The sequence below is a fragment of the Scytonema sp. NUACC21 genome, from assembly GCF_054684315.1.
Genome location: NZ_BAAFZH010000090.1, coordinates 123,710 through 138,899, shown reverse-complemented (window position 1 = coordinate 138,899; position 15,190 = coordinate 123,710). Strand labels below are relative to the sequence as shown.

The 15,190-nt window shown below is 43.7% G+C and carries 14 protein-coding genes and 1 pseudogene; 11 read left to right on the top strand and 4 right to left on the bottom strand.

Features of this window, described 5'->3' with window-relative positions:
• Nucleotides 1–705 precede the first annotated feature (705 nt).
• The 8 genes from ACYRY3_RS24315 to ACYRY3_RS24280 all read left to right on the top strand — a co-directional run bounded on the left by ACYRY3_RS24315 (nucleotide 706) and on the right by ACYRY3_RS24280 (nucleotide 8,184).
• Nucleotides 706–1,491 (top strand): WecB/TagA/CpsF family glycosyltransferase, encoded by a 786-nt coding sequence (locus tag ACYRY3_RS24315; protein ID WP_460204207.1) that lies wholly within the window; start codon nucleotides 706–708, stop codon nucleotides 1,489–1,491.
• An 86-nt stretch (nucleotides 1,492–1,577) separates the two neighbouring features.
• Complete coding sequence (locus ACYRY3_RS24310; RefSeq protein WP_460204206.1) at nucleotides 1,578–1,913, top strand: STAS domain-containing protein; 336 nt, start codon at nucleotides 1,578–1,580, stop codon at nucleotides 1,911–1,913.
• Between the two features lie 96 nt (nucleotides 1,914–2,009).
• Nucleotides 2,010–2,702: a sugar transferase gene (locus ACYRY3_RS24305; protein ID WP_460204205.1), complete on the top strand. Its 693-nt coding sequence runs from the start codon at nucleotides 2,010–2,012 to the stop codon at nucleotides 2,700–2,702.
• A gap of 184 nt (nucleotides 2,703–2,886) precedes the next feature.
• Nucleotides 2,887–3,981, top strand: a complete 1,095-nt coding sequence (locus tag ACYRY3_RS24300; RefSeq protein WP_460204204.1) for a glycosyltransferase family 9 protein — start codon at nucleotides 2,887–2,889, stop codon at nucleotides 3,979–3,981.
• Nucleotides 3,968–4,387 carry a glycosyltransferase family 9 protein gene (locus tag ACYRY3_RS24295; protein ID WP_460204203.1) on the top strand — a complete coding sequence of 140 codons (420 nt, stop codon included), beginning with the start codon at nucleotides 3,968–3,970 and terminating at the stop codon, nucleotides 4,385–4,387. The genes ACYRY3_RS24300 and ACYRY3_RS24295 overlap by 14 nt, the downstream gene beginning before the upstream one ends.
• A gap of 50 nt (nucleotides 4,388–4,437) precedes the next feature.
• Nucleotides 4,438–5,406 carry a glycosyltransferase gene (locus ACYRY3_RS24290; RefSeq protein WP_460204202.1) on the top strand — a complete coding sequence of 323 codons (969 nt, stop codon included), beginning with the start codon at nucleotides 4,438–4,440 and terminating at the stop codon, nucleotides 5,404–5,406.
• A 45-nt stretch (nucleotides 5,407–5,451) separates the two neighbouring features.
• Nucleotides 5,452–7,431 (top strand): glycosyltransferase, encoded by a 1,980-nt coding sequence (locus ACYRY3_RS24285; protein ID WP_460204201.1) that lies wholly within the window; start codon nucleotides 5,452–5,454, stop codon nucleotides 7,429–7,431.
• Between the two features lie 27 nt (nucleotides 7,432–7,458).
• Nucleotides 7,459–8,184: an SDR family oxidoreductase gene (locus tag ACYRY3_RS24280; protein WP_460204200.1), complete on the top strand. Its 726-nt coding sequence runs from the start codon at nucleotides 7,459–7,461 to the stop codon at nucleotides 8,182–8,184.
• Nucleotides 8,185–8,187: 3 nt separating this feature from the next.
• Here ACYRY3_RS24280 and ACYRY3_RS24275 read toward each other — a convergent pair whose 3' ends face one another.
• Nucleotides 8,188–8,358, bottom strand: coding sequence for a hypothetical protein (locus ACYRY3_RS24275; protein ID WP_460204199.1), 171 nt, complete (start codon nucleotides 8,356–8,358; stop codon nucleotides 8,188–8,190).
• Between ACYRY3_RS24275 and ACYRY3_RS24270 the strand changes: the two are divergent.
• Nucleotides 8,302–9,081: pseudogene (locus tag ACYRY3_RS24270) on the top strand (ABC transporter ATP-binding protein); the annotation flags it as partial. The gene ACYRY3_RS24275 and the pseudogene ACYRY3_RS24270 overlap by 57 nt on opposite strands.
• Nucleotides 9,082–9,114: 33 nt before the next feature.
• Here ACYRY3_RS24270 and ACYRY3_RS24265 read toward each other — a convergent pair.
• The 3 genes from ACYRY3_RS24265 to ACYRY3_RS24255 all read right to left on the bottom strand — a co-directional run bounded on the left by ACYRY3_RS24265 (nucleotide 9,115) and on the right by ACYRY3_RS24255 (nucleotide 12,818).
• Nucleotides 9,115–10,353: an acyl-CoA dehydrogenase family protein gene (locus ACYRY3_RS24265; RefSeq protein ID WP_460204198.1), complete on the bottom strand. Its 1,239-nt coding sequence runs from the start codon at nucleotides 10,351–10,353 to the stop codon at nucleotides 9,115–9,117.
• A 270-nt stretch (nucleotides 10,354–10,623) separates the two neighbouring features.
• Entirely contained in the window at nucleotides 10,624–11,724 is a 1,101-nt protein-coding gene (locus tag ACYRY3_RS24260) for an LLM class flavin-dependent oxidoreductase (protein ID WP_460204197.1), read from the bottom strand.
• Between the two features lie 56 nt (nucleotides 11,725–11,780).
• On the bottom strand, nucleotides 11,781–12,818 hold the full coding sequence (locus ACYRY3_RS24255; protein WP_460204196.1) for an aliphatic sulfonate ABC transporter substrate-binding protein: 1,038 nt from the start codon (nucleotides 12,816–12,818) through the stop codon (nucleotides 11,781–11,783).
• 394 nt (nucleotides 12,819–13,212) lie between these two features.
• Here ACYRY3_RS24255 and ACYRY3_RS24250 point away from each other — a divergent pair, with 394 nt between their 5' ends.
• On the top strand, nucleotides 13,213–14,835 hold the full coding sequence (locus ACYRY3_RS24250; RefSeq protein WP_460204195.1) for an FAD-dependent oxidoreductase: 1,623 nt from the start codon (nucleotides 13,213–13,215) through the stop codon (nucleotides 14,833–14,835).
• A gap of 24 nt (nucleotides 14,836–14,859) precedes the next feature.
• Complete coding sequence (locus tag ACYRY3_RS24245) at nucleotides 14,860–15,189, top strand: 4Fe-4S binding protein (protein ID WP_460204194.1); 330 nt, start codon at nucleotides 14,860–14,862, stop codon at nucleotides 15,187–15,189.
• Nucleotide 15,190 lies beyond the last annotated feature (1 nt).

The window sequence follows — 15,190 nt, the reverse complement described above, 5'->3', positions numbered from 1 at the left end:
ATGTCATTTAGTGAAATTGCTGAGATATGACTCAGCAAAAGTACTGAAATGTATATTTCGTTAGAAAAATTTAGATGATGAGCTTGTACTTCAGTACTCTAGGTATCTCGATAGCAGTAAAAACCGAATGAGCCAGTTGGGCGTAAAGTGTACGGCAAAGTTAACTCATTCTGTAGCTACTTACTTAATACATTTAGCATAAAGCTTGGACTCTGTAAATACTACAACCAAGCGGATAGCTATGTGGACACTTTTATCTTCTCACAAGGATGCTGTATACATCAGATTCTAAGTAGCCAACAGATAGTATTTTTCATCAGTGTTTAAGTCTCAAACTGTAGTAAGACTTATAGATTTATTAAATGACATCAAGCCCTTTTGTTGTATTCACACATAAGCATTTAATGCTTATATACTCCTAAGAACCTTAATAAAGATTAAAGTTTGGGTACAGAAATTGCTCGTCATACAAGCAATTAAACAGACTAGTACAGCACGGCATAAATAAGGCAACCATTAATAACAAGCAAAAAGCTTACATTCAAAACTTTTGCGCCTTCTGCCATCTGCCTCCGGACTTCTGCCTTCATGTACTAGCTACTAACCAACAAGAAACTTATAAGAGTATGTTGTGGTCATAGCACAATGCTCTACAAGCTTTAGAATCCTTCATTTTTCAACTTTAGCGTCTAAGTTTTACACTTTATGCCAAACCGAATTAGTTTCCTTAACACCCGTTTTGATTCCATGTCTCCAGACGAAGCAATTGAGTTATTACTGACGCGGTTATTAAAGCGGAAGGGTGGTCGCGTGTATTATGGTAATGCTCACACTATGGTCACAGCTGCAAGAGACAGGGCACTGGCAGAGGCATTAGAGCATAGTGATTTGTTGTTAGCAGACGGAAGTGGAGTTCGCTGGGGAAGTGCTCTCTTGGGTACACCAATAGTTCATAATCTAAATGGCACCGATCTAGTTCCAGCTTTATGCAAAAATGGTGCTACAAAAGGCTTATCAATCTATCTTCTGGGTGCTAAACCTGGTGTTGCTGAAGAAGCAGCAGCTAATTTAAAGAAAAGCTATCCTGGTCTAGTCATTGCAGGAACTCAAGATGGCTACTTCTCTGAAAGCGAAACGCCACAAATTTTAGAGGCTATCAGAGTAGCCCGCCCACATCTGTTGTTAGTGGCAATGGGCGTACCGCTACAGGAAATTTGGATCGACCGCTATGCCAACCAACTCCCTGGTATTACTTGTATGGGTGTCGGAGGACTCTTCGATTTTGTAGCTGAACGTGTACCCCGTGCCCCCTATTCCATTCGTATGGTTGGCATGGAATGGCTGTGGCGATTGGCAATGGAACCAAAGCGGTTGTGGCGGCGTTATTTTATAGGCAATCTTGTTTTCTTGAGTTTGGTCTTAACCTATGCCTTCAACCAAAATCAAAGTAAACAACCAACGAAAACAAAATTTACAGCCAAATCACAATAGCAGTACCAAATTTCGCAGGCGCGTGCAAACGTTTCTTATAAGCCTATACTCGCATCAACACTGAAGATTAAACAACTGTAAAGCTTATGATTCTTACACAAGAATGCCAACTCATTGTGCTTCAGCCTCAAGGACGCTTAAACTTGCAGCAAGGTCAGGTTTTGAGAGAACAGATAGTTCGTTTAGGGCTTCAACCCAATTATCTTCTAGCAATCGATCTCGCCCAAGTAGATTTTATGGATAGTTCGGGGTTAGCTGCCCTAGTGATGGGTCTTTCCAAAGCACGTTCAATAGGCTGTCGTCTTGTCATTTGTAATTTGCAACCACCTATCCGCATGATTTTTGAGTTGACCCAGCTTGATTCACAGTTTGAAATTTTTGAGAATTACGACGCAGTTATGGCTGCAGTTAATAGTCTCTAAACGCTTCTTTGTTCCCCTTATCTCCCTTGTCTCCTTTGTTTCCCTTGTTTCCAGTAGGCTAGATTCGCGAACCAATTTATCGCAATTGTAATTGCCATGTCTAATCTCTCCACTTCTCCTATTGTTCACACATCGACTCTGGAAAGTAATTACACAACTGAATTTGCTCAGTTTCCCCTTCACCCTTCTGTCATCAGCAAAGTGAAGCGCACGATCGACATTCTAGGTGCAATCGTCGGGTTGGGGATTACAGCATTGTTAATAATTCCCATTGCTATAGCTATTCAATTAGATAATCCCGGTCCTATCTTCTACAGTCAAATTCGCTGTGGTTTGAACGGTCGTTTCTTTCGGATCTGGAAATTCCGCTCTATGGTTGTAAGCGCCGAGCAATTGAAACACCTGGTCAATAATGAAGCCAAAGGACAGTACATCTTCAAAAATGAAAACGATCCTCGCATTACTCGTGTAGGTAAATTTCTTCGCCGGACTAGCTTAGACGAATTCCCCCAGTTTTGGAACGTATTGCGAGGAGAAATGAGTCTAGTTGGTACCCGCCCTCCAACTCCTGATGAAGTCATGCATTACTCTAGCTACCATTGGAAGCGATTAAGTGTTAAACCCGGTATTACTGGTGAATGGCAAGCTAATGGTCGTTCCGGCATCAAAGACTTTGAAGATATTGTGCGTATGGATCTCAAGTATCAACATAATTGGTCTATTGCTTACGATATTGGTTTGATACTAAAAACCCTAAAAGCTGTATTTAGTAAGAGTGGTGCTTGCTGATAACTCAATTTTTGAGTTGCGATCGCGGCAGTGGTAAAATCATCTTTACAAAAAATTCTGAAATAGTGTTTCAATTGTGAGCGGGAACGTTGGTTAGATATCTATAACCAGTGTTCTCGTTTTTGTTTTCTTTTTGTGCATTTGCACAATTGTAATTGTTCAAAGCAAAAAATTCTTTGGTCAAATGCCCAATGAACTCTCATGTGCGGCAGAGTATGTTTATATTAGTCGCCCAGGAGGTATATGCGTGTCACAGGAAAATCGGCTCAGCAAGCATCTACCCATTGCTCGAATAGCCATTGTGCGAGCGCTCCCTGGCTTAGGCGATTTACTTTGTGCTATACCTGCAATGAGAGCAATACGAGCAGCTTTCCCGCAAGCCAGAATAACCTTAATTGGACTTGCGTGGGCGAAAGCTTTCGTAGAGAGGTTTAGTCCTTACTTTGATGATTTTTTGGAGTTCCCTGGCTATCCTGGAATTCCAGAAGTTGCACCACCCATCCACAAAATACCGCAGTTTTTTGCTAACGTGCAGCAGCAACGCTTTGACTTAGCATTGCAAATGCATGGTAGTGGGATTGTCAGCAATTCCTTCAGTGTCTTACTCGGTGCTCGCGTTAATGCTGGTTTTTACTTGCCCGGTCAATACTTGCCAAACCCAGATTATTTTTTGCCTTATCCAACAGACGAACCAGAAATATGGCGTCACCTGCGTCTAATGGAATATTTGGGCATTCCATTACAAGGAGACGAGTTAGAGTTTCCTTTAAGGCAAGAAGATTTTTCAGCATTACACAAAATTGAGAGCATCCACACTCTCAAAAAAAGAAGATACGTCTGTATTCATCCGGGTGCAAGTGTTCCAGAAAGACGTTGGTCAAAGGAATTGTTTGCGGCTATTGCCGATGCCATAGCTGCTCGAGGTTTCCAGGTTGTGCTGACTGGTACTGCTCCAGAGACGAGTTTAACGCAGTCAATTGTAGCGATGATGCGAACAAAACCAATAGATTTAGCTGGGCATACCAGCTTGGGGGCGATGGCGGCGCTTCTTGCTAATGCGGCATTGCTCGTTTGTAATGATACTGGTGTCTCGCATTTAGCAGCGGCGTTACGTGTTAAGAGTGTTGTAATTTTTACAAATTCTGAACCGAATCGTTGGGCACCACTCAATCGCGATCGCCATCGTATTGTCACGAACTCCTCACCCCCCACTCTAGAAATAGTCATGGCACAAGTGGACGAACTACTGCCAAAGGAAGTGTTAAATGCTACTAGATAATTGGCAGAATGTACAAAATCTGCTCGTGATACGGGGTGGCAGCAGTCGAAACCCAGCACCAATTGTTCCTACACTGCAGCAGTTGCGTGAGTCGCTACCAAGTTCTTCTATTACTCTCATGGTATCTTCACACACTAGCGAACTCGACTCCCATTTACCTTGGGTAGATGAGGTATTTGTATACGAGGGACTTGGTACAAAGTTTACAGATGCCGAACGTGAGTTAGCTCTTATTTCTAAACTTTGCCAGTGTGCTTTTGATGCTGCTGTCATTTGCACAGCCCCAGGAGAGTCACCATATCCTCTGGCTTATATTTGCTATTTGGCAGAAATTCCGATACGTATCGGTCATTCACAAGAGTTTGGTGGTGGCGTTCTTTCTAAATGGATAGAGGATAAAGGATAAAGGATAAAAAACTATACTTTATCTTTCATACTTAATACTTTATACTTCCAATGACACCATTACGCATTCTTACTTGGCATATCCACGGTAGTTATCTTTACTACTTAACCCAGAGCCATCATGAATTCTATCTCCCGATCAAACCCGGACGTCCTGAAGGTTATGGTGGTCGTCGTGGTAGTTTTCCTTGGTCAGACAATGTTCGTGACGTTCCAGCCGAAGAGGTTAAAAATCTTAAGTTGGACTGCATTTTATTTCAGTCACGCAAAAACTACATTGAAGACCAGTACGAAATTCTCTCAGAGTCACAGAGACAACTGCCAAAAATTTACTTGGAACACGACCCACCACGAGAACACCCAACTGACACTCGTCATGTCGTGAACGATCCAGAGGTTTTACTCGTTCACGTCACCCATTTTAATCAACTTATGTGGGATAGCGGTCAAACACCTACCCGTGTTATTGAACACGGCGTGACCGTACCAGAAAATGTTCGTTACACGGGTGAGCTAGAGCGAGGGCTAGTGGTAGTCAATGGTTTGCGATCGCGTGGTCGTCGTTTGGGTGTCGATGTATTTGAACGCGTTCGCCAAGAAATTCCCCTAGACTTAGTTGGTATGGGCGCAGAAAAACTGGGTGGGCTTGGTGAGATACCACACTATCAATTACCAGAATTTGCCTCACGCTATCGCTTCTTCTTCAATCCCATCCGCTACACAAGCTTAGGGCTTGCTGTGTGCGAAGCAATGATGGTGGGTTTGCCAATTGTTGGGTTAGCAACTACAGAAATGACAACAGTTGTGGAAAACGGAGTCTCTGGTTATATCAATACCGATGTTGAAAAACTCATTTTCAATATGGGTCAACTTCTAGACAACAAAACACAAGCACAAAAATTGAGCCAAGGAGCAAGAGAGACAGCACAAAATCGTTTTCACATCAATCGATTTACCCGTGACTGGGACACAGTCTTTAAATCAGTCACTGGTCATTTGTCCTTTGTCCTTAGCAATTGACAAATGACTAATGACAAATGACCAATGACAAATAACTCATAACTAATGACTAAGTACATTGCCCTAATTAGCGAACATGCTTCACCGCTTGGCTCCTTTGGAGGTGCAGATAGCGGTGGTCAAAATGTATATGTAGGACAGCTAGCTAAAAATTTAGCTGCATTAGGTTACAAAGTAGATGTTTTTACTAGACGGGATAGTCACGAATTACCAGAAATTATCGAGTGGATGAGTAGTGTTCGGATTATTAACGTTCCCGCAGGACCTCCCATGTACGTGCGAAAAGAAGATATGTTGCCGTATATGGAAGAATTTACAACATATGTTTTGAACTTCTGCCAAAATGCTTCTTATGGAACGAGTCAGATACCTGTTTCCAGAAGTAGATATAAGTACGATCTGATTCATGCCAATTTTTGGATGTCAGCATTAGTAGCAGCAGAAATTAAGCGGGTATTGGGTATTCCTTTTATTGTGACTTTTCACGCCCTTGGTCGAGTACGCCGTTTTTGGCAAGGAGATGCAGACGAATTTCCTGATGAGCGGTTTGCCATTGAAGACCGTATTGTGAAAGAAGCTGACCACATCATAGCTGAGTGCCCGCAAGATGAAGAAGACTTGAGAAAACTGTACTGCGCCAGAAAAGAGAATATTACTATTATTCCTTGTGGCTTTGACGCATCTGAGTTTTGGCAAGTTGACAAAATCGCTGCTCGTAAAAAGCTCGGTCTATCTCCTCATGAAAATCTCATCCTTCAGTTAGGACGTTTGGTGCCTCGTAAGGGTGTAGATACAGCGATTCGAGCTTTTGGGCGCGTCTTGCAGCAGTATCAGATTCCAGCAAGATTGTTGATTGTAGGAGGTGAGTCAGAAGCACCAGATCCAAACATTACACCAGAAATCAGCCGTTTGCAGGCGGTTGCTCTTGAAGAGGGTATTGAGCCACACGTTACATTTGTCGGGCGTCGCGGTCGAGAGATTATTAAATACTATTACTGTGCTTCTGATGTTTTTATAACTACACCTTGGTATGAACCATTTGGAATTACACCTTTAGAGGCGATGGCTTGTGGAACGCCTGTCATTGGTTCTAAGGTTGGCGGAATCAAATTCACAGTCAAAGATTCTGAAACTGGGTATCTTGTACCGCCAAATAATCCAGATGCGATCGCAGAACGAATTGCCTATCTTTTCAAAAATCCTCAAGTTCGCGATCGTTTGAGCCATCAAGCAATACAGCGTGTGAATGAGCTATTTACTTGGAAAAAGGTAACAAACGCAGTTGCTTCCCTCTATGAAAAAGTTCTGAGCCATCAACAAAGAACAATATTTCTTTCCCCCACAGCCCCCCACTCATCCTCTTTTTCTTCCTCCTCCCTCTCACTTATTGACAACAGTTTTGCCGCTGCCATTGCGGTGATGGAACAGTCCAGACAGACTCTGAAAGGAGCAATTCTGGAAGCAGCAGAAGCCCTCTTCTCGTGCTTTTCTTTGGGTGGAAAGGTTTTAGTTTGTGGTAACGGAGGCAGTGCAGCCGATGCTCAACATTTTGCGGCGGAATTTGTTGGTAAATTACGTTGTTCAAAACGTGCGGGATTGCCAGTTATGGCACTGACAGCAGATACAGCTTTTTTGACTGCTTGGGCAAATGATGCGGGATATGAGTACATTTTTGCCCGACAATTAGAAGCATTTGCCCAACCAGGAGATTTATTACTTGGTATCAGCACAAGTGGGCGATCGCGCAATGTCATAGAAGCTTTTAAGACTGCCCGTCACTCTCACATCAAGACAATCGCTCTCTTAGGTAGCGATGGTGGAGAATTATTATCCCTAGCTGATTTAGCAGTGGTTGTACCGGCAAATGATACTCAGCGCATTCAAGAGATACAACATTTTATTCTGCATATTTTATGTGAACTTGTTGAAAACAGAGGACAGGTCACAGGGGAATATATGAAACCTCAATCCCGAATTCCTCACCCCTCATTTCCAATTGTAAATTCCCAACCATTAACAATTTGACTAACAATTTCAGGAGCCCAATAAATTATGCAAGAGCTAACAGGGAAAGTCGTCTTAGTGACAGGAGGCGGACGTGGTTTAGGAGAAGCAACCTGCCATACTTTAGGATTGGCAGGTGCTAGTGTTGTTGTTGCTGATATTCGCAATGACTTAGCAAATAAAGTCAGTGGAGAAATTCAAGCAAATGGTTTTCAAGCTCTGCCATTAGTGTTAGATGTCACTGATGAGGAACAAGTAGAGACAGCTATTCAGAAAATTGTTTCCCAATACGGACGCTTAGATGCTTTAATTAATAATGCAGGTACAGATGTTACTGTCTCAATAGAAGAGCTTTCCATTCAGGATTGGGATAGGATTCTTGCTGTTAACTTACGCGCTCCCTTTATCATATCGAAATTCGCTTTGCCAATCATGAAAGAACAAGGAAGCGGTCACATCATTAACATTTCTTCCACAGCAGCAAAGCGTGCTTGGCCAAATGCATCAGCGTATCATGCAAGCAAATGGGGACTTTTAGGCTTTAGTCACGCGTTGCATGCAGAAGCTCGTCCTTACAATATTAAGGTGACAGCTTTGGTCGCAGGTGGAATGCAAACGCCATTTTTACTAGACCGATTCCCAGATATTGATGTTAATAAACTACAAGACCCCAAGAATGTTGCTGCCACTATTCGGTTCTTGCTATCCACCCCTGAGGGAACTGTCATTCCAGAAATGATGGTTCTGCCAATGGCTGAAAGTTCTTGGCCATAACAGTCATTTGTCAAAAGTCCTTTGTCCTTTGTTAATATCTAGAACCAATGACAAATGACCAACTACCAACGACCCACTACCCACGACTAATGACCCATGACCAATGACCAATGACCACGCATTGAGTTTCGACGAGTCAATTTTAACTATTCGGCTGAGAAAAAAGTATTCCATAACCTTTCTGTCATCATCCAACCGGGAGAGCGTGTGGGGCTGGTAGGCTTCTCTGGTTCCGGCAAATCTACTTTTGTCAATTTAATTTTGCGTCTGTTCGATCCCCAATCTGGTCAAATTCTCATTGATGGAGTTGATATTCAAGATATGACTCAGGATGCTCTCCACGCCCAGATCGGCTTGATTCCCCAAGATCCATCTCTGTTCCATCGCACTTTACTGGAAAATATTCGTTACGGGCGACTGGAAGCAAGCAATGAAGAAGTTATCGAAGCTTCGCGCAAGGCTTATGCTCATGATTTTATCATCTCAATGGCTGAGGGTTATCATTCTCTGGTAGGCGAACGCGGTGTTAAACTATCTGGAGGACAGAGACAGCGCATTGCGATCGCTCGGGTAATCCTGAAAAATGCACCAATCCTGATTTTAGATGAAGCTACTTCAAGCCTCGATTCAATCACCGAAAAAGCGATTCAGGATACTTTAGATTTAGAAATGCATGGAAAAACAGTGATTGTAGTGGCTCATCGGTTGTCCACCATTGCCCATTTAGACCGCATTTTGGTGTTTGACCAAGGTCGCATTGTTGAAGATGGTACCCACACCAAACTCCTAGAACGCGGGGGTGCTTACTATAGGTTGTGGAAAATGCAGGCAGGAGGATTCCTACCTGTAGAAGCCAGCAATCAAAATGTACCCGATTTGCAAACAGGAGTGCTTTGAGCCAGAATCGCTTTGCATTTGAATTTGTTGCCCTTAGAACAATCCCCTCTGGGGCAGTGGTGTACCGTTTATTTCGTAGTCTCCAATCGCACGGGCTTTGAAATGAGCTGGATTGTGCGATGCTAGAGTGCGTGCGTTTCGCCAATGACGATCCAAGTTGTAAGTTTGTTTCGTCGTTGAAGCCCCACCTACTTCAAATAGCAGTGTGGCCGAGCGTAGTGCTAGGTCATCAACAATCAATTTGGCTTTGGCTGCACTTAAAGAAGCTGCTAGTGCTGCTGCCGCCTCGGACTCCTCACCTTGGGCTTGGGCAACATCAAGGCGATCGAGAGCATCGGCTGTTGCAAGCACAACGGCTTCGGCGGCAAAGGCATTAGCGGCAATCTGACCGACCGTTTGCTGCAAGAGGGGATCGTTTGTTGCTTGCTCAGATGCGGCATGGTAGAAAGTTCGAGGTCGGGTATGAACGAGAACCTTCGCATCCCGGAGAACGCTGCGAATTATACCAGCATTAATTGCAGTTAGAAACAATTGCGGGACAATATTATAGGGTAAATTATCTTTGTCTACGTCTGTATCCAAAATGACCTCATCTGGCTCTACGCGAACATTTGTGAACGTAGTCGTTCCCGTACCCGTTAGCCTTTGCCCGAAGCCGTCCCAGTCGTCCACAAGCTCAATTCCCTCACGTTTAGTTGGCAAAAGTGCCATCGCTGTTGTGCCATCAGGTGCCAGTAGCCGCACGAAAATCAAGTCTGCATAAAGGCTACCAGTACTGTAATACTTCGTCCCGTTTAAACGATATCCGTCGTTATCACGTGTTAATTTTGTATTGACCACTACGCCTCCACCTGCTCGCTTGGCTTCAAGTTCGGTCGAAGCAAGTCCGATAATTGCCCCATCAACTATAGCTTTTAGCCATCGGCGATTTCTCTCACTGCGTCTAGAACGCAAGATTCGCTCTGTCACGGAGAAATGATTCCGCACAATGTGAGCAACGTTTGGATCGGCATCTCCCAGTCCAATGACGACCTCGAACAGTTCGCGTGCTGTACTCCCACCACCACCTTCGGCAACGGGAATTCGCAATGCTCCCAGCCGCGAACGACGGATCAGTTCGACTACATCAAAAGGAAGGATACGGTTGCGATCGCGCTCGGCAGCCCCCAAAGCTATAAAATCGAAAAGCTGCTGGAGTTCGGGCGAGTTTGCTGTTACAGGAGCCGAAAATTGAATTGTGGGTTCTAGAAATTTTTGGGCAATCTTGTTCATTGTTTGTCTCTATAGATATATGGTTCTAAAAATTGATATTAAAATGTAGGTGCTGGAGGTACAATTGGTAAGAACAATGGATGCGATCGCTAAGCTCTCTTGCTAAAAGAAATATAGGACGATCTTGTTTTGAACTTGTACCTATAAAATCTTTAACAAGGCTGAGGTATGAAGGATAAAGTATGAAACTAACAGGCTTATACTGCAAGCTTTACAACAATTTGTAATGGTAGCTTTATTTTCTTCGATGTGTACTAGTGCAATGAAAAGTCAGGCTGTTTTTCGCTCAAAGTCTCGGACTAACCCACGCACTAAGGGGATGACATCACGACCGTATGCGATCGCATCTTCTACCGGCTCGAAACCGCGAATTAATAAAGTTGTTACCCCTGCTTGATAATAATCAAATAAAGACTCTGCTACCTGTTCTGGTGTCCCAACGAGAGCAGTCGTATTGCCATAAGCACCTGTAGCTGCGGCGATGGGAGTCCACAAACGCTTATCGTGAACTTCACTTTCTTGAGCAAATTCTAGTAAACGCTGCGAACCAACAGATTGAGGTCTTGCTGAAACACCAACAGGCAATTTTAACCCTGCATCTGCACGAGTTTGTTTAATCCGCGACAAAATATAACGTGCCTTCTCCCATGCTTTTTCCTCCGTTTCACCCAAGATAGGACGTAAAGAAACACTAAATCGCAAAGGCTTTTCTATTGGCGCTACAGCTTTCACATCCGCTATTCGTTGTTTGATTGCAGCTAGAGGTTCTCCCCAGAAAGCGTAGACATTACTGTGTTTTGCACCAATACTAACAGCTGCACTAGAGGCACCACCAAAATATATTGGTATATAGGGTTTCTGTAGCGGTTTTACCTCAGAAAAAGCGTTCTTCAGGTTGTAAAACTCACCTTTATAATCGAAGGGTGAATCACTCGTCCAAACGCGTCGCAAAATTTCCAAATATTCATCTGTACGATAATAGCGGGTATCGCGATCCAGCCAATCTCCATCCTTGTGCTGTTCATCATCGCTACCACCTGTAATGATGTGAACGGCAATTCGACCATTGGTAAAGTGGTCAAGGGTTGCCAGTTTGCGTGCTGCTAGTGTGGGAGCCACAAAACCGGGTCGATGAGCGAGCAGAAACTTTAGTTTATCCGTAACCGCAGCAGCATAACTGACCACACCAAAACCGTCAGGGCCAGATGAACTATACCCTACTAGAACTTTGTCAAAACCGCCGTCTTCGTGAACTTTTGCAAACTGACGAACATAATCTGGATTAACAGTTCCACCGGTGAGGGTGACAGTGGGACTTTGCAACTCTGAAGCAGGACGTGTTCCAATCATTCCAATGAATTCAACTGGCATAAATTTCGCTCCTAGAAATTTGGTTAGTCGTCAGCGCTTGTTACGAATTTGTATAATTAGGTATCAAGTGGACATACTGCAGCAGCAATATCAACTCGTTGTGGAATAATTTTTTGCTCTAATAACCAATCAGCAGTTTTTTGAAGATTGGCAATATCTTCCGCAGTGGGAAAACTGTATGATTCTGAACCTCGATTCTTGGTTGCTTGCTTAGCAACGGCATTAGAAACTTTAAGTTCCTTAACCATAAAATCGGCTGCAGCTGTGGTGTTTTGATTGAGCCACTCACCATCTTTACTTAAAGCAGTCAGAGCAGATTTTACAGCAGTTGGATTTTCACTAACAGATCCATTCCGCACAACCATAATGCCGTAGGTAGGAGCTGGATGAGTCGTGGTAATTCTTCTTGCGCCATGTTCTAGTTCAGCAATGGAAACATAGGGTTCCCAAACTGCCCAAGCATCAACAGAGTTATGGTAGAGAGCAGGTGCAGCGTCATTGGGTGATAAGTAGACGCGCTGGACTTTTTCTTTAGGGATATTCTCTTTTTCCAAAACTTTTAATAACAAATATTCACCTGCACCTCCTTGATTGACTGCTACTTTTTTACCAATCAAATCAGCAGGTTTACGGATAGATGAATTTCCACGAACTAGGATGGCATTGCTTAAAGCATTTGGATTGGGGCGTTGTATGGAGCCAATGCAAAGTGGCTGTTTAGCAGCAATTCCAGAGATAGAAGGGATATCACCACATCCACCAATATCAGCCCGGTTACCATTGAGAGCTTGGAGGAGTGTGGCACATCGGTCAAATGGACCGCTCCATTCGACTTTGATATTTTGAGCCTCTAGCTCGCGTTCTAATTCTCCTCGTTGACGTGCGATTGGGATAATCCCACCTTTTTGATAGCCTAACCGAATTACGTTATTTTTTCCTTGAGTTTGACTGTTAACTGGTTTGGTAGAAGAATTTACAGATTGAGCAGCACCATTGACAGCAGTTTGGGTGCAACCAGATGCCATAAAGCTGATACAAAAAATTGCGAATGACAAGGTGCTGTGCTGAAAGCGGCGCTGTTGCAAAGGAAGCATGACAATTCACTCCTCAATATCAATAGTTAGGAGTTCAACTAGCCAAAGCACTTAATATTACCAATCTGGATAAGATAAAAGGTTTGATTATTGTACTTTAACTCTATAGATATACCGTATTTTATTTCAACAAAACTTTTGCATAAATAGCTAGAAAAATCAAGTCGAGTTTCGTTGAGTGTTGCAAGTGTTTATTTTTAGGTTAATACATTTTTATACAAACAACTAGCCTATTTGCCTCCATAAGATAGGGGCGCAACATCTGATACCTATGCATACTTAGTTATGCAACTTTAAATCCAAAATTTAAAATCCGGTAATTTGATAGGTTTATTGTATTATAATATGGAAGTTGTTTATTCCTAGCAATTATTTAATAGGAGAATCAGCAACCGTGAGTGCTCATGATTTAGAGCTAGCATCTACCCTCGGTTTGCACCAAGATTTGGAGGCAGATGTCCTCGTTATTGGAGGTGGACCAGCAGGCACTTGGGCAGCATGGAGTGCTGCAACTCAAGGAGCAAAAGTTATTCTTGCAGATAAAGGCTACTGTGGGACTAGTGGAGCCACAGCAGCGGCTGGCACAACAGTTTGGTATATTTCAAATCCTGCCAACCGCGAAGCAGAGTTGTCTAAAAGAGAAACACAGGGCGGCTTTTTGAGCGATCGCAACTGGATGAACCGTGTCTTAGATCGAGCCAGGATGAACCTAAATAGGCTGGTAGACTGGGGCTACCCCTTTTCTCAAGATCGTAATGGGCAGCCCTATCTTCCTTCACTGCATCAAGGCGCAGAGTATATGCGGTTGATGCGAAAACAAGTGAAAAAGGTAGGGGTAAAAATCCTCGACCACAGCCCCGCGCTGGAACTCTTAGTGGATGCAGACGGTGCTGTAGCAGGGGCAAAAGGGATGAGTCGGCAAACAGGGGAGCACTGGACAATCCGCGCAGCAGCTGTCATTCTTGCGACTGGGGGATGCGCCTTCCTTAGCAAAACCCTAGGATGCAATGTCCTAACAGGAGATGGGTATCTTATGGCAGCTGAAGTTGGTGCTCAATTATCAGGTATGGAGTTTTCTAATGCCTACGCCCTAACTCCCGCTTTTGCTTCCGTTACTAAGGGTGCATACTATCGCTATGCTACTTTTACTTATGAGGATGGCACTGTTATTGAGGGAAAAGATCGCCGAGATATTGCCCGTATATTGCTGAGCCAACCTGTGTATGCTTGTATCAATAAAGCTTCTGAAGAAGAAAAAAGCTGGATGCGAACGATTCAACATAACTTCTTCTTACCATTTGAGCGGGTTGGGATCGATCCCTTTACGCAACGATTCCCCGTGACGTTACGTTTAGAAGGGACTGTCCGAGGTACGGGTGGATTGCGAATAGTTGATGAAACTTGTGCTACATCTGTTCCCGGTCTTTATGCCGTTGGAGACGCTGCAACACGAGAACTCATTTGCGGTGGTGGATCGGGAGGTGGTAGCCCTAACGCAGCGTGGGCAATGGCTTCTGGTGATTGGGCGGGTGAAGCAGCTGCCCTCTATGCCCGTCAATTAGGGAGTAAAGTGAATAGGCGATCGCTACATAGAATTAATGGAGCAACACTCCGTCCTAGCAATCGTACTTTTGAGCCAACAGAGATAATTCGTGCAGTCCAAGCAGAGGTAATTCCATACGATCGCAACCTATTCCGTACAGAACAAGTTTTATCAGAATCACTCAAACGACTGCACGAGTTGTGGAGTGAAATTTGCAACGCATCAATTCAGTCAGAGCAACAAACAATCCAAGCGAGAGAAACTGCAGCAATGGTTGCAACGGCGAGATGGATGTATGCCACTGCTTTAGAACGAAGAGAATCTCGCGGTATGCACAAACATGAAGACTATTCCCAAACTCATGCAAAACAACAACACCGTTTGTTGAGTGGTGGACTAGATCGTGTTTGGGTCAAACCAGAAAAAGATATTGCATATCAAAGTTGTCAAGAAAGTATTGTTTGCCAAAGTTGAAATAGTCTTATTAATCCAAAATCAATGATTGAATTAGTCAGTGAATCTCGGTGTATAAAGTGCAATATTTGTGTTGCTGTTTGCCCTACTAACGTCTTTGACAAAGTGCCTAACTTCCCTCCCACAATTGCCCGTAAAAGTGATTGTCAAACCTGTTACGTTTGCGAATTGTATTGCCCAGTTGATGCTTTGTATGTTGCTCCTCAGGCAGATGAATCTGTTGCAGTTGACGAGGAGTTTTTAGTGGAGTCGGGATTGCTGGGAACATATCGTAAAAAGTTGGGATGGGGACGAGGACGCACCCCATCTGCCCAAATGGAACAGTCTGCTAAATTTTTCAAATACTCTCCCTAAC

Excerpts from the sequence above, each read along its gene's own strand:
- ACYRY3_RS24315 (WP_460204207.1), top strand. The coding sequence starts at position 706 with ATGCCAAACCGAATTAGTTTCCTTAACACCCGTTTTGATTCCATGTCT.
- ACYRY3_RS24310 (WP_460204206.1), top strand. The coding sequence starts at position 1,578 with ATGATTCTTACACAAGAATGCCAACTCATTGTGCTTCAGCCTCAAGGA.
- ACYRY3_RS24305 (WP_460204205.1), top strand. The coding sequence starts at position 2,010 with ATGTCTAATCTCTCCACTTCTCCTATTGTTCACACATCGACTCTGGAA.
- ACYRY3_RS24300 (WP_460204204.1), top strand. The coding sequence starts at position 2,887 with ATGCCCAATGAACTCTCATGTGCGGCAGAGTATGTTTATATTAGTCGC.
- ACYRY3_RS24295 (WP_460204203.1), top strand. The coding sequence starts at position 3,968 with ATGCTACTAGATAATTGGCAGAATGTACAAAATCTGCTCGTGATACGG.
- ACYRY3_RS24290 (WP_460204202.1), top strand. The coding sequence starts at position 4,438 with ATGACACCATTACGCATTCTTACTTGGCATATCCACGGTAGTTATCTT.
- ACYRY3_RS24285 (WP_460204201.1), top strand. The coding sequence starts at position 5,452 with ATGACTAAGTACATTGCCCTAATTAGCGAACATGCTTCACCGCTTGGC.
- ACYRY3_RS24280 (WP_460204200.1), top strand. The coding sequence starts at position 7,459 with ATGCAAGAGCTAACAGGGAAAGTCGTCTTAGTGACAGGAGGCGGACGT.
- ACYRY3_RS24275 (WP_460204199.1), bottom strand. The coding sequence starts at position 8,358 with ATGGAATACTTTTTTCTCAGCCGAATAGTTAAAATTGACTCGTCGAAA.
- ACYRY3_RS24265 (WP_460204198.1), bottom strand. The coding sequence starts at position 10,353 with ATGAACAAGATTGCCCAAAAATTTCTAGAACCCACAATTCAATTTTCG.
- ACYRY3_RS24260 (WP_460204197.1), bottom strand. The coding sequence starts at position 11,724 with ATGCCAGTTGAATTCATTGGAATGATTGGAACACGTCCTGCTTCAGAG.
- ACYRY3_RS24255 (WP_460204196.1), bottom strand. The coding sequence starts at position 12,818 with ATGCTTCCTTTGCAACAGCGCCGCTTTCAGCACAGCACCTTGTCATTC.
- ACYRY3_RS24245 (WP_460204194.1), top strand. The coding sequence starts at position 14,860 with ATGATTGAATTAGTCAGTGAATCTCGGTGTATAAAGTGCAATATTTGT.